This is a genomic window from Streptomyces sp. VNUA24, from assembly GCF_029167005.1.
Classification (GTDB): domain Bacteria; phylum Actinomycetota; class Actinomycetes; order Streptomycetales; family Streptomycetaceae; genus Streptomyces; species Streptomyces scabiei.
In genome coordinates, this window is sequence record NZ_CP119143.1 from 4,293,589 (window position 1) to 4,307,336 (window position 13,748).

Sequence of the window (13,748 nt, forward strand, 5' to 3'; positions counted from 1 at the left end):
CCCACCCGTTCGGCCGCGCGGTCCCTCCGGGTGGGCGCGGGTGGGTCGCAGGTCGGGTGCGGGTGCGTGGGGGCTGGTCGCGCAGTTCCCCGCGCCCCTGAAAAGCAGGGGCTGCGCCCCATGCTTTTCAGGCCCGCGGGGCCGTTGGCTTTCAGGCCCGCAGGGCCTGGTCTTTCAGGGGCGCGGGGAACTGCGCGAGAAGCCCCACCGAACCCGCACCCGCCGACGAAACCCGCACCCCCGAGCTCCCCCGCCCAAAAGAACACCGCACACCGCTTCCCACCGGCCCGTGTGACGCGCGACACTCGCAGGCGCATGAACATTGCCGCCTTGGGGTCACCACCCCCTGAAAGCGAGGGCAAGTCATGTCCGTGCAAGACGACTTGACGGCAGTCCGGCGCTGCCTGGACGAACTGACCAGGTCCGTGCGCCGCCTGGAGCAGCAACTCGGCGGCAGCGGCCTGGAGATACGCCGCGTGCGCACCGACGCCGACCACCTGCGCGAGAGCGTCGCGCTGCTCGGCGAGGCCGTTCCCGCCCTGACGAAGCCGCGCCGCCCCGACCTCGTCCCCATCCCCGACACCCCGTACGACAGCTCCCTGTGGACGGACTCGGACGACGAGGGCCTCGGCTCCCGCGACCGCCGCGCCCCCTGACCGCCGTCACCGACCACCCCGCAACCCCAGCCCCCTCGACGCCAAGAACCCGACCGGGAGTCCCCCGTTGGCCACTGGTACGGAACCACCGGCAACAGAACACCGTCCCCGACGCGGCGGCGTACGGACCCGTACACGCGCCGCGATCTCCGCCCCGCACCTGCGCACCGACCGCTGGTGGCTGGCCCCGGCCGCCACGGCCGCCGGGCTGCTGGCCTTCATCGTGTACTCGACGTGGCGGGCCTTCGCCGACGCGCACTACTACGCGGCCCCCTACGTCTCGCCGTTCTACTCGCCCTGTCTGGCGGAGCGCTGCGCGCCCATGCGCGGCGGCCCCAACTGGGAGCTGCTCGGCGGCTGGTGGGGCATCTCGCCGGCGATCATCATCCTGATCTTCCCGCTCGGCTTCCGCCTGACCTGCTACTACTACCGCAAGGCCTACTACCGGGGCTTCTGGGCGTCCCCGCCCGCCTGCGCCGTGGCCGAGCCGCACCAGCAGTACACGGGCGAGACCCGGTTCCCGCTGATCCTGCAGAACCTGCACCGGTACTTCTTCTACGCGGCCCTGCTGGTCGCCGGCATCCTCACCTACGACACGGTGCTGGCCTTCCGCAACGAGCACTACGAGTGGGGCCACATGGGCCTCGGCACCCTCGTGTTCCTCGTCAACATCGTGCTGATCTGGGCGTACACCCTCTCCTGCCACTCGTGTCGGCACATCGTCGGCGGCAAGCTCAAGCACTTCTCGAAGCACCCCGTGCGCTACCGGATGTGGCAGTGGGTGGGGAAGCTCAACGCCCGCCACATGCAGCTGGCCTGGGCGTCGCTGGTGAGTGTGGCGCTCGCCGATTTCTACGTGTACCTGGTCGCGTCCGGCGTCTTCGACGATCCGGTCCTCTTCTAACAGACAAAGGGTGCTTCTGATGTCCGTGGTCGAACGACAGGAGTGGGACGTCGTCGTGATCGGCGCCGGCGGGGCCGGGCTGCGCGCCGCGATCGAGGCCCGCGAGCGGGGCGCCCGTACTGCCGTGATCTGCAAGTCCCTGTTCGGCAAGGCGCACACGGTGATGGCGGAGGGCGGCATCGCGGCCGCCATGGGCAACGTCAACTCCGGTGACGGCTGGCAGGTCCACTTCCGCGACACCATGCGCGGCGGCAAGTTCCTCAACCAGTGGCGGATGGCCGAGCTGCACGCGCGCGAGGCCCCCGACCGGGTGTGGGAGCTGGAGACCTGGGGCGCCCTCTTCGACCGTACGAAGGACGGCCGGATCTCCCAGCGCAACTTCGGCGGCCACGAGTACCCGCGCCTCGCCCACGTCGGCGACCGTACGGGACTGGAGCTGATCCGCACGCTCCAGCAGAAGATCGTCGCGCTCCAGCAGGACGACCACAAGGAGACCGGCGACTACGAGTCCCGGCTGAAGGTCTTCCAGGAGTGCACGGTCACCCGGGTGCTGAAGGACGGCGGCCGCGTCTCCGGCGTCTTCGGTTACGAGCGCGAGTCCGGGCGTTTCTTCGTCCTCGAAGCGCCCGCGGTCGTCGTCGCCACCGGGGGCATCGGCAAGTCGTTCAAGGTGACGTCGAACTCGTGGGAGTATACGGGCGACGGCCACGCGCTGGCGCTGCTCGCGGGGGCGCCGCTGCTGAACATGGAGTTCGTGCAGTTCCACCCGACGGGCATGGTCTGGCCGCCGTCGGTGAAGGGCATCCTCGTCACGGAGTCGGTGCGCGGGGACGGCGGTGTCCTGCGCAACTCCGAGGGCAAGCGGTTCATGTTCGACTACGTCCCGGACGTGTTCAAGGAGAAGTACGCGGAGTCCGAGGCGGAGGGCGACCGCTGGTACGAGGACCCGGACCACAACCGGCGCCCGCCCGAGCTGCTGCCGCGCGACGAGGTGGCGCGGGCCATCAACGCCGAGGTGAAGGCGGGCCGGGGCTCCCCGCACGGCGGTGTCTTCCTGGACGTGTCCACGCGGATGCCGGCGGAGACGATCCGGCGCCGACTCCCCTCCATGTACCACCAGTTCAAGGAGCTGGCGGACGTCGACATCACGGCGGAGGCCATGGAGGTCGGGCCCACCTGCCACTACGTGATGGGCGGGATCGCGGTCGAGTCGGACACGGCGGCGGCCCGCGGGGTGCCGGGCCTGTTCGCGGCCGGGGAGGTGGCCGGCGGGATGCACGGCTCCAACCGGCTGGGCGGCAACTCCCTCTCCGACCTGCTGGTGTTCGGCCGCCGGGCGGGACAGCACGCGGCCGCGTACACGGCGGGACTGAGCGGCACCCGGCCCCCGGTGCACGACACGGAGGTCGACACGGCCGCCGCCGAGGCACTGCGGCCGTTCTCCGCCGAGGGTCCGGAGCCGGGCCTGGAGGCGGGCCGGCCGCCGGAGAACCCGTACACGCTCCACCAGGAACTGCAGCAGGCCATGAACGACCTGGTCGGCATCATCCGCCGGGAGGGCGAGATGGAGCAGGCCCTGGAGAAGCTGGCCGACCTGCGGGTGCGGGCGCGCCGGGCGGGTGTGGAGGGGCACCGGCAGTTCAACCCGGGCTGGCACCTCGCCCTCGACCTGCGGAACATGCTGCTGGTCAGCGAGTGTGTCGCGCGGGCCGCGCTGGAGCGTACCGAGTCGCGCGGCGGCCACACCCGCGAGGACCGTCCGACGATGGACCGCGCCTGGCGCCGGATCAACCTGCTGTGCCGGCTGTCGGACCCGGCCGGCGGTCCGGAGACCTGGGATCCCGCCGTCGGCCAGATCGCCCTCACCCGGGAGACCACCGAAGCCATCCGTCCCGACCTGCTCGCCCTCTTCGACAAGGAGGAGCTGGTCAAGTACCTCGCCGAAGAGGAGCTGTACGAATGAGCGGCTACGCGGCCCACTTCAAGGTCTGGCGGGGTGACGTCGAGGGCGGCGGCCTGGAGGACTTCGAGGTCGACGTCAACGACGGCGAGGTGGTGCTCGACATCATCCACCGCCTGCAGGCGACCCAGGCGCCCGATCTCGCGGTCCGCTGGAACTGCAAGGCGGGAAAGTGCGGTTCGTGCTCGGCGGAGATCAACGGACGTCCTCGGCTGCTGTGCATGACCAGGATGTCGGTGTTCACCCGGGAGGAGACGATCACCGTCACTCCGCTGCGGGCCTTCCCGGTCATCCGGGACCTGGTCACGGACGTGGGGTTCAACTACACCAAGGCGCGCGAGGTCCCGGCGTTCGTCGCCCCCGAGGGTGTCGGCCCCGGCGAGTACCGCATGATGCAGGAGGACGTGGACCGTCCACAGGAGTTCCGGAAGTGCATCGAGTGCTTCCTGTGCCAGGACACCTGCCATGTCGTACGCGACCACGAGGAGAACAAGCCGGCCTTCGCGGGTCCGCGTTTCCTCATGCGGGTCGCGGAACTGGACATGCACCCGCTGGACGCGGCCGAGGACACCGGCCTGGACCGCAAGAGAACGGCTCAGGACGACCACGGTCTCGGCTACTGCAACATCACCAAGTGCTGCACCGAGGTCTGCCCCGAGGGCATCAGGATCACGGACAACGCGCTGATCCCGCTGAAGGAGCGCGCCGTCGACCGCAAGTACGACCCGCTGGTGTGGCTGGGGTCGAAGATCAGGAGGCGGTCCTCGGCGGGGTGAGGGGAGCGCGCGCACCCGCCTGAGCACCACGGTCGCCGCATCCCGCTCGCGACCGCGCGGGGAGGGCCATACGCTCCCAAATGTGACGTCGCGTCTGAGAAGGAACCGACCGCGGGGCGCCACGTCGCACATAGCCGTGCGTCTGGCCCACACCCTCTTCGGAGTGCTCGCAGCCATGGCCTGGCTTCTGCTGCCCACGGCGACGGAGCCGGCCGAACGGCGGCCCGCGGGCCGCCACGCCGACACGGCTCCCGCCACGGGCGGACGACTCGCCGCCCGGGACCGCGACGAGCCGTCCGGGCCGCCCGCGCGGGCCGTGACGACCGTGGGACACGGGCCCCCGGTGCGTCCGGCCGGTCCGGCGCGGTCCGCGCCCCCGGGCACCGACGGGCGCCCGGTGAGCGCCGCCGACGCGGCGCCCGTGGACGACGGGTCGTCCGGGACGGACCTGATCCTGCCTGTGGCCGCCGCGGGTGCGGCTGTCGCCGTGGCCACGTACTCGCTCGTACGACGCCGACGCCGCGCCCGAACGGGGACGACGCCGACCGGCGGCTTCGAACCGCCGGCCGGCCCGCTGCCCGACCTCCACCACCGGGCCCTGCGGCTCGTCGTGGAGACCGACGACAGCGTCCGCACCAGCGCCGAGGAACTCCGTTACGCGGCGGCCCGCCCGGGTCACACCGCCGAGCCGTCCCTGGACCGGCCCGGGGACCGGGACACGGACGCCCCGGCGAGCCCGGGTGCCGACGAGAGCGAATCCCGTCCGCACCCGGAGACCGGACCACCACGGCAGCCGGACGAGGAGCAGCGCTCCGCCGCGGACACCGAGCCGTCGGGCACCGCACCGGCCGCCGCGGACACCGAACCATCGGACGCCGACCCGCACCCCCAGGGCCCTGCGGAGGCCGGGTCCCCCCAGCCGCAGCCGCAGCCGCAACCGCGGCCGGAGCCCGCGATCGTGCTCAACCCGGCGATGGCCTTCGCCGAGACCCCCGCGGGGCGGGACGCGGTGCAGCCGTTCGTGGAGGCGTTGGCGGACGCCCGGCGGGAGCTGCTGGGTGCCTGCCGGGCGGGTCTGCGGCTGGAGGAGGAGCGCGGCGCCCTGCCGCCCGACGAGGAACGCGCGCTGCTGGAGGAGATCCTCACCCGCTGCACGACCGCACAGCGGCGGCTGGACACGGCGACGCCCGCCTTCGACCAACTCCGGGCTCTGGAGTGGGACATCACGCCCGCTCTGGAGTGCGCGGAGGCCCGCTTCCGCGAGCTGGCCGCCCGTACGGCGGCAGCGGCCACCACGCTCACCGAGCTGCGGGAGGCGTACGTCCCCGCCGTCTCGCTCCCCGTCACCGGCCATGTCGAACAGGCCAAGGACCGCCTGGTCTTCGCCACCACCGAGCTGAACCGGGCCCGCCAGGCCGCCTACCCGGGCGACCTGCGGATCGCCGCCGTCCATCTGCGGGCGGCCGAGGGCGCCATCGACCAGGCGGACCTGTTCGTGACCGGGGTGGAGCGGCTCGCCGCCGAGCTGGCGCACGCCGCGGTGACCGCCGCGCAGGGCGCCCGCTCCGGCGGCCCGCACGACGACCCCTTCGACGTGCTCGGGAGCCAGGGCCTCTGGTTTCTCCCGGCCCACAGCGCGGTCGCGGCGGCGGCCGACTTCATCACCACGCACCGGGCGGCGGTCGGGGCCCCGGCCAGGATCAGACTGTCGGAGGCGGAACGGCATCTGACGGGGGTGGCGCCGAAGGATCCGGCCGGGCCGGAGGAGGGCGCCGACGCCACCGAGGACGCCCGGCGGGCCCACGCCCTCGCCCAGGAGGCCCGGCTCCTCGCCGAGCAGGACGTCCGGGCGTACGGCAACCCGTACGGCGGCCCGGGCGGCGACGGCCTGGCCGGTGCCCTGCTGGGCGGCATCGTGCTCGGCGAGCCGCCCGACGAGAACGGCCGGACCGAGCCGAAGGGCCCCGCCTGCTACGGCGGAACGGCGACCCGCGCCCGCAGAGCGGAGGGCGGCCTGTTCTGACCGGGGCGAGGCGCCCGGCATCTCGCCCTAGAACAGGCTCAGCAGCGCCTCCGCCGGATCGGTCAGCCCGTGTTCCCCGCCCGGCAGCGGCAGTTCGAACCACACGGTCTTGCCGCGGGGCGTACGGCGGGACCCCCACGCGGCGGACAGCAGGCCGACGAGTTGCAGCCCGCGCCCGCCCTCGTCGGTGTCACGGGCCCGGCGCCGCCGGGGCTGCACCAGCCCCGCGTCCCACACCTCGCAGACCAGCGTCCGGTCGAGGAGGAGCCGGAGCCGTATCTCCCCCTCGCCGTACCGCAGCGCGTTGGTCACCAGCTCGCTGACCAGCAGTTCCGCGGTGTCGATGAGGGGTTCCAGGTCCCATGCCTGCAGCCGGCCGCGGGCGTACTCGCGGGCGCGGCCCACGCTGCGCGGCTCACGCGGCAGGGTCCAGTCGCCGACGGAGTCCTCCGGCAGCCCCTGGACACGGGCCATCAGCAGCGCGATGTCGTCCTCGCCGTGGTGGGTGTCGAGGGTGTTGAGGACGTGGTCGCAGACGTCCTCCAGGGACCGGGGCGTGTCGGCGCGCAGTGAGGTGGGCGGCTGGTCGGGGTCCGTGAGCGCGCCGACGAACGCCTGGAGGCCCTCGTCGAGGGGGTGGTCGCGCGATTCGACCAGTCCATCCGTGTAGAGCGCCAACAGTGCGCCTTCGGGTAGTTCGACCTCCACCTCCTCGAACGGCTCGCCCCCGACGCCCAGCGGCATGCCGGGCGGCACGTCGAGCATCAGCGCGCTCTCGCCGGGCTCGACCAGGACCGGCGGCAGATGCCCCGCGTTGGCGAAGGTGCAGCGGCGGGTGACCGAGTCGTAGACGGCGTAGACGCAGGTGGCGAGGTAGACCTCGGAGAGGTCCTTGTCGCTGGGGCGGCTGGCGGAGGTACGGGAGGCCGACTGGCCGCCGCCGGGGGTGCCGAGGCCACGGGCGATCTCGTCGAGTGCCGAGAGGACCTCGGCGGGTTCGAGGTCCAGCAGGGCCAGCGTGCGCACAGCCGTACGGAGTTCACCCATCGCCACCGCGGCCCGCAGTCCGCGGCCCATCACGTCGCCGACGACGAGGGCCGTGCGGTGTCCGGGGAGTTCGATGACGTCGAACCAGTCCCCGCCGACCTCGGTGGCCGCGTTGCCCGGCAGATAACGGCAGGCGATGTCGAGACCGGAAGCCTCGGGGTCGCCCGGCGGCAGCAGGGAGCGCTGCAGGATGAGGGCGCGCTCGTGCTCACGGCGGTAGAGGCGCGCGTTGTCGATACAGACGGCGGCGCGCGCCGCCAGCTCGACGGCCAGGCCACGGTCGCGTTCGCCGAACGGCTCGCTGCCCTTCGTGCGGGAGAACTGCACGAGTCCGACGACGGTGTCGTGCGCCACCATCGGCACGGCGAGCGTCGACTGGATGAGGTTGCCCTCCTCCGGCACCTCCTGCGGACGGGCGGTGCGCAGGGCGTCGGCGCAGGGCGAGTTGAACGGGTAGTGGTGGACCGCGCCGACTCGTACGGGGGCGGGGCCGCCGACGAAGGGCGCGTCGGAGACGGCGCTGGCGAAGGCGACCCGGCGCAGTTCGGCGCTGCCGTCGGCGAGTCCGGGCGGGGTCTCGTCGCCCACCAGGAGGCCCTGGTAGAGGTCGACGGCGGCCAGGTCGCAGAAGCCGGGGACGACGACGTCGAGAAGTTCGCGGGCGGTCGTCTCCAGGTCGAGGGAGTTGCCGATGCGTGAGCCGGCCTCGTTGAGGAGGGCGAGGTTGCGCCGGGCGGCCGCGGCCTCGCGGGCCGCGGAGCGGCGGGCCGTGATGTCCGTGCCGAGCCAGGCGATGCCGATGGGGCGGCCGGTGCCGCTGTGCACGCGGTAGAGGTTGATGGACCAGTGGCGGCGCTCGTCGGAGCCGGGCACGAAGCCCGTGATGTGCATGTCGGTGATCGAGTCGCCGGTCTCCAGGACGCGGCGCAGGGTGGCCTCGACCCGCTCGGCCTCCGGGGACTGCAGATAGTCGTGGACGCCCCGGCCGCGGTGGTCGTCGACGTCGCCGCCGTAGATGGAGGCGAAACGCTGGTTGGCGCGCCGCACGTGAAGATCGGTGTCTATCAGCAGGAAACCGAACGGGGATTGGCCGAAAATCGCCTGCGAGGCGGCAAGGTCGGTCTCTATCCGGCGCAGGGTCCGGACGTCCACGACGATGCACACGGCGGCCCGTTCACCGCCCTCGACGGTGGTGGGCATCACGTAGACCTCGGCGAGCCCTTCCGTTCCGCCGGGACCCGGCACCCGGAAGGGGACCACACCGGTCCACTCCCGGCCGTCGAGGACCTCGGCCATTTTCCGCTGGCCCTCTTCGCGCCGGTCGGGGTCGATGAACGCCTCGATGGGGTCCATCCCCACGGCCCGCTCGGCGGGTATGTCGAACAACTGCTCGGCGCGCAGGCTCCACTGGTCGACGAGTCCGTCGGGCCCGATCGAGAACGAGGCGACCTTGATGTAGTCGTAGATGGAACCCGGTGCGCTGGTCTGCCACATCGAGTCCCCGGTGCCGTGACCACCCAGGACACCCGCGCCGACCTGGGCACCACCGGACCCGCCGGTGTCACCGGTCCGCGCGTCGGACGGTCCCCCCGAACCCGCGCGCCCCCCGGACGGCCGCCTTTCGGGCCCACGATTCCCGGCCACGCGGCCCTGACGGCCGGCGCCCGCCTCGTCGCGTCCGGGCCCGCCGTCACGCGAGGCTCCGCCCAGGCCGGAATCCTCTGCGGCCTCGGGCCTCGCGCGGTCCGACGGATTCCGGGAACCCGTGGACTTCGTGGCCTTCGCTGGTATCTCGCTCACGCGAACCGTCCCCTCCAGCTCACCGCGTCCGGCTTCGGTCACCAGGGGCGGCTGCCCGCAGTATCCAGCACTACGGCGCCGCGCAACACGGTGTTCACGATCACAGCACGGTCCCGATCGTTTTTGGACCGGCCGGAACATAGTCCCAAGTCTTCTAACCAGGCGGTGCCCTCTCGAACCAAAGACTCCGGCCAGCCCTACTGGCCGGAACCAGTCGGTCGCACGCGCGCCCCGGGGAGCCGCCCCTCCCCCGGACCGTACGCCGTGGACTCCCGTCGTGCACCGGGTTCTTCACTCCGTACACCGATGTACACCGCTACGCACCGCCGCACTTCGACACACTCCGACACACACCGACGCACACCGACCGGACCGCTCAGCCGGGAACCGCGAGTTCGAACCAGACCGTCTTGCCCGCTTCCCCGGGACGGGTACCCCAGGCCCTCGACGAACAGGCCACCAGCCGCAGGCCCCGGCCGCTCTCGTCGTCGACGTCGGCCGCGCGTTCGCGGGGCGGATCGGGCAGTGGATCGGACACCTCGACCAGGAGGGCATCCGAGGGACCGGAGGGACGCACGAGCCGCACCCCGATGGGTCCCGTCGCGTGCCGCAGCGCGTTGGTCACCAACTCGCTCACCAACAGGACGGTGATGTCCACGAGCGCGTCGAGATCCCATGCGTGCAACTGCCTCCGCACCACCGCGCGAGCGTCGCGCACCGCACCCGGTTCCGCGGGAAAGGTCCACTCGGCGCAGCCGTCTCCGCTGTCGATCACGCCGATCACTTCCCAGTCCAGAAGCAGGCCTTGTCCGGTTTCATGGGGTTAAGGGGCACATACCCGATATCCCTCCCGAAGTACCGCGCACGAGGGCGCACTGTGGCACGAACGGCGTAGGGAACACACCCACGACGGGCCCGCGAGAAGCGCGGAGCACCCGGCGACCGGCCGCCCTGGACCCGCAGCCACGATACTCACCCACGGGGAGGGGCACCCGGGATCCCGGCGACGGCACTCCCGGAAACGGACCGGCACGGGCGGCGAGGGGTCGCGCGGCCCAACGGACCGGCACGGGCGGCGAGGGGTCGCGCGGCCCAACGGACCGGCACGGGCGGCGAGGGGTCGCACGGCTCAACGGACCGGCACGGGCGGCGAGGGGTCGCGCGGCTCACGGAAGGCGGCGCGGCCGGGGCCGGTCGCTCAGCCTCCGTCGCCCCAGGCCACCCGCGCCACCTGCATCACGGCCGGCACGTCCTGGTCCAGCCAGTCGACGTCCCACACCTCGTCCAGGGTCAGCCAGCGCAGTTCGTCGTGGTCCTCCAGCGGGCGGGGCTCGCCGGACAGCAGATGCGCGATCCAGACCCGCAGCACATACCCCGGCCGTACCGTCCACTCGCCGGGCACCCGCTCCGCGGACTTGGCCTCGACGCCGAGTTCCTCACGCAGCTCACGTACGAGCGCCTGCTCGGGCGACTCGCCGGGCTCCACCTTGCCGCCCGGCAGTTCCCAACGTCCGGCCAGCTCAGGCGGTGCGCTGCGGCGTGCGGCGAGCAGCCGCCCGTCACTCAGCAGCGCGGCTCCCACCACCACGATCGGTTCGGTCATGCGCGGAGCCTACGGGAGCGGACACGGGCTCCGGGCGGGGTGAATCAGTTGCTCCCGCCGTGCCCGTTCTGGGCCTGGCCGTTCTGCCCGATACGTTCGACCCAGTAGAGCTGCTTGTGGCCGCGGCTGTCGAGACTGTCCGCGATCTGCTGGGCCTCGGCACGCGTCGCGTACCTGCCCACCCGGTAGCGATTGCCGTTGTCGTCCTGCCGTACGACGAGCCAGGGAAGCGTGATCGTGCCGTCGTTCATCGACCCCCACCGCTCCTTCCCGCCCCGGCCCGCCCAGGTCCCGCCCCCGGCTGCCGCCGTGCCCCGTCACCTAAGGAAACCGCAATCCGCATATGCCCGAGCGTACGCCTAACCTTCACGCAGCGAATCTGTCTTTTCACAAAGAGGTACGCAACCAGCCAAGGCGAGGCAGTCGCACCCCGTCGAACGCGCCGTCGATCACCACTCGCGCGCCCCCCGGCGCTCCGGCGAGCAGCGGCCCCGTGCCGTGCGCGTCAAACGGGCCGGTACCGGGCGTCTTCGGGAACCGGCGGCAAGAACGACCGAATTCGAACTACGTTCGGTGCGCGGTCCCCGAGGTTCCGGCGCCCCAACTACCCACCCCCAAGCGTCACTTCACCGGCAGGTGATACGCGACCTGGTAGCGGTCCGCCGGGACCACCACGTCCGCCGTCTCCACCGGTCGGCCGGAGGCGAAGTAGGTGCGCTGGACGACCAGGACGACATGCCCGGGCACACCGCCGAGGGCGAGCAACTCCTCGGCCAGGCCGGGACGGGCGCCGACCTCCTCGGTGACGTTGTCGACGACGACGTCGATCGCCGCCATGCGCTCGACGACCCCCATGCCGCCGAGGGGGCCCTCCTCCGGCAGCATCACGGGCGTGCGGCCCGTGAGGGCGAGGGGCTCCCAGGAGGTGGAGAGCATCATGATCTCCCCCGCGTCCCGGAACGTGTACCGCGTGCACATCACGCGGTCGCCGACCGGGATCGCGAGCCGCTCGGCGATCGCCCGGCCCGCCTCGACCTGCTCGCTGCGCGACTCCCAGGTGCCCCGCGCCGCATGGTCGGCCTGCTCCTGCCGGAAGGGTGTGGCGCCGCCCGCGGGCCGGAAGCCGGAGCGGGCGACCCGGCGCGGCACCGGCCGCTCGCGCACATACGTCCCCGACCCGGAGCGGCCCTCCACGAGCCCCTCCGCCATGAGCACCTTCCGGGCCTCCAGCGCCACCGTGTCCGACACGCCGTACTCCTCGCGGATACGGGCCTGGGAGGGAAGGCGGGTGTGCGGCGGCAGCGATCCGTTCACGATCTTCCTGCGGAGATCACCCGCGACACGCAAATAGGCCGGCTGCTCACCGAAAGTCACTGGCCACTCCCATCAGGTTGTACAGACAGCAACAGCGTGGCAACCGTGGGTTCGACCATGCAAGCAAAGGCCAGAGAATCACTCGATGTGATGACATGTGTGCCGCGAGGGCCCTGTGCAGGCATTTCCTCCCCACACTGAGGGCCGTCACACCTGTGCGTCGGCCCTGCCCTCGTCGCCGCCCCCGTCGGCCTCCTCGCCGTCGTAGTCCGGTGGCTCGGTGGCCAGCCCCAGAGCCTCGCGGGCGGTGACCACCTTCGGGCCGTCGGTCAGCCGGTACGCCTTGTCCCAGTGGTCGGTGAACTCGTCGGCGTCCTTCGCCCTCTTCGCCGCCTCCCACTGCCCCCGGGCCCGGTCCAGGACCTCGGCGTAGTCGGTGACCGCCCGCGCGGCCTCCGGCGCCCAGTCGTGGGCGCGCAAGGCCGTCGTCTGCCGTTTCAGGGCGCGGACCACCTGCGAGGCCCACGCCTTGTGCCCCGCCAGGTCGTCCTCGACGTACTCCGTGTCGGGCACGCCGTCGAAGGCGTCGTCCAGGATCGCGCCGGCCTTCAGGAAGGCGAGCTGGTCGTCGTCGAGGGTCGTCTCGTCCTGCCGCAGCGAGCCGGTCAGGCTGCCCTCGGGGTCCGTGTTCCCGAACATGCAGGTGATCTCGCGGTCGCCGTACCGCCAGCTCTGCCGGGTCGGCGTGAAGTAGTAGACGTCGACGTCGGCCGGCAACGCCCAGGGGTCCCTCGCATAGGACTCCGAGCGGGCGTAGCACCGGTCGTCGGCGGCCTCCGTGACCGCGTCGTCGCCCGGGTAGGGGCCGTCCGGCAGCGAGAAGCCGGCGAACACCTCGGCGTCGTGCTCCCCGTCGCACGGCACGACGTCGACGTCGGCCGTGTAGCCCTCCAGAGTGCCGGTCGGCGTGTCGAAGCACTCGCCCTCGGCCACCGAGAAGGTGCCGCCGAGACCGCTCGCCGCGTCACGCAGGCCGTCCCACGCGTCGCGCGCGCCGCCGGTGGTGAACGCGAGCGTCATCAGCAGCGCGCCGACCGTCGAGAGCACGGTTCCGGCCACCGCCATGCCCTTGCCGCGCTCCCCCTTCCTGCGGATCTGCACCAGCGCGGCAACGCCCAGGAGCAGTCCGACGCCCGGCAGGAAGCACAGCACCCCGAGCACGAGCGCGGCGATCGCGAGCCCGTTGACGGGCGGGGCGGGCGGCGGCGCCGGGTACGCCCGCCCCCATGCCTGACCCCACGCCTGCCCCGGGCCCCGGGGAGGCACCGGGTACGCGTACGGCTGCCCCGGCTGCGGGAACGGGCCACCGCCCTGTGGTGGCTGGGGGCCGAGGGGCGGGGGTGTGGCCACGGGTACCGGTGCTCCTTGCGCCGAGCGGGTGGGAACTGACGTACGACTTGGCGCATGGTAAGCGGCCGACGGGGGTGGGCGGTACGGAGGGCGGAGTGATACGGGGGCGGCATCGCGGGGCGGGGCGGCATCGCGGGGCCGGGCGGCCCGTGGGGGGGGCGGGTGTCCATCCAATGAGCGGCGCCGGCCCGCATCACCATGACGCACCGTCACCGATCATCCCGGCCCCCCCGGCCGACGCCACTACCCTTCGCC

At 72.5% G+C, this 13,748-nt stretch carries 11 protein-coding genes; 5 read left to right on the forward strand and 6 right to left on the reverse strand.

From position 1 onward, the window contains the following. Nucleotides 1-365 precede the first annotated feature (365 nt). The 5 genes from PYR72_RS18005 to PYR72_RS18025 all read left to right on the forward strand — a co-directional run bounded on the left by PYR72_RS18005 (nucleotide 366) and on the right by PYR72_RS18025 (nucleotide 6,319). Nucleotides 366-656, forward strand: a complete 291-nt coding sequence (locus PYR72_RS18005; protein ID WP_275456284.1) for a hypothetical protein — start codon at nucleotides 366-368, stop codon at nucleotides 654-656. 67 nt (nucleotides 657-723) lie between these two features. Next, entirely contained in the window at nucleotides 724-1,560 is an 837-nt protein-coding gene (locus PYR72_RS18010) for a hypothetical protein (RefSeq protein ID WP_275456285.1), read from the forward strand. Between the two features lie 19 nt (nucleotides 1,561-1,579). Then, the gene (locus tag PYR72_RS18015) at nucleotides 1,580-3,523 is read left to right on the forward strand and encodes a fumarate reductase/succinate dehydrogenase flavoprotein subunit (protein WP_275456286.1); all 1,944 of its coding nucleotides are present in this window, start codon (nucleotides 1,580-1,582) and stop codon (nucleotides 3,521-3,523) included. Beyond that, entirely contained in the window at nucleotides 3,520-4,296 is a 777-nt protein-coding gene (locus PYR72_RS18020) for a succinate dehydrogenase/fumarate reductase iron-sulfur subunit (protein ID WP_275456287.1), read from the forward strand. The genes PYR72_RS18015 and PYR72_RS18020 overlap by 4 nt, the downstream gene beginning before the upstream one ends. Before the next feature lie 82 nt (nucleotides 4,297-4,378). Next, nucleotides 4,379-6,319, forward strand: a complete 1,941-nt coding sequence (locus tag PYR72_RS18025) for a hypothetical protein (protein ID WP_275456288.1) — start codon at nucleotides 4,379-4,381, stop codon at nucleotides 6,317-6,319. 27 nt (nucleotides 6,320-6,346) lie between these two features. On the opposite strand, the gene PYR72_RS18030 is transcribed toward PYR72_RS18025, so the two are convergent. The 6 genes from PYR72_RS18030 to PYR72_RS18055 all read right to left on the reverse strand — a co-directional run bounded on the left by PYR72_RS18030 (nucleotide 6,347) and on the right by PYR72_RS18055 (nucleotide 13,493). Further along, nucleotides 6,347-8,860: a SpoIIE family protein phosphatase gene (locus PYR72_RS18030; RefSeq protein ID WP_275456289.1), complete on the reverse strand. Its 2,514-nt coding sequence runs from the start codon at nucleotides 8,858-8,860 to the stop codon at nucleotides 6,347-6,349. Between the two features lie 682 nt (nucleotides 8,861-9,542). Further along, nucleotides 9,543-9,950, reverse strand: coding sequence for an ATP-binding protein (locus PYR72_RS18035; RefSeq protein ID WP_275456290.1), 408 nt, complete (start codon nucleotides 9,948-9,950; stop codon nucleotides 9,543-9,545). 414 nt (nucleotides 9,951-10,364) lie between these two features. Then, nucleotides 10,365-10,769 carry a (deoxy)nucleoside triphosphate pyrophosphohydrolase gene (locus PYR72_RS18040; RefSeq protein ID WP_275456291.1) on the reverse strand — a complete coding sequence of 135 codons (405 nt, stop codon included), beginning with the start codon at nucleotides 10,767-10,769 and terminating at the stop codon, nucleotides 10,365-10,367. A 44-nt stretch (nucleotides 10,770-10,813) separates the two neighbouring features. Beyond that, complete coding sequence (locus PYR72_RS18045; RefSeq protein ID WP_013000932.1) at nucleotides 10,814-11,020, reverse strand: SPOR domain-containing protein; 207 nt, start codon at nucleotides 11,018-11,020, stop codon at nucleotides 10,814-10,816. A 370-nt stretch (nucleotides 11,021-11,390) separates the two neighbouring features. Further along, nucleotides 11,391-12,143, reverse strand: a complete 753-nt coding sequence (locus PYR72_RS18050) for a GntR family transcriptional regulator (RefSeq protein WP_275456292.1) — start codon at nucleotides 12,141-12,143, stop codon at nucleotides 11,391-11,393. A 147-nt stretch (nucleotides 12,144-12,290) separates the two neighbouring features. Further along, the gene (locus tag PYR72_RS18055; RefSeq protein ID WP_275456293.1) at nucleotides 12,291-13,493 is read right to left on the reverse strand and encodes a DUF4190 domain-containing protein; all 1,203 of its coding nucleotides are present in this window, start codon (nucleotides 13,491-13,493) and stop codon (nucleotides 12,291-12,293) included. Nucleotides 13,494-13,748: the final 255 nt, after the last annotated feature.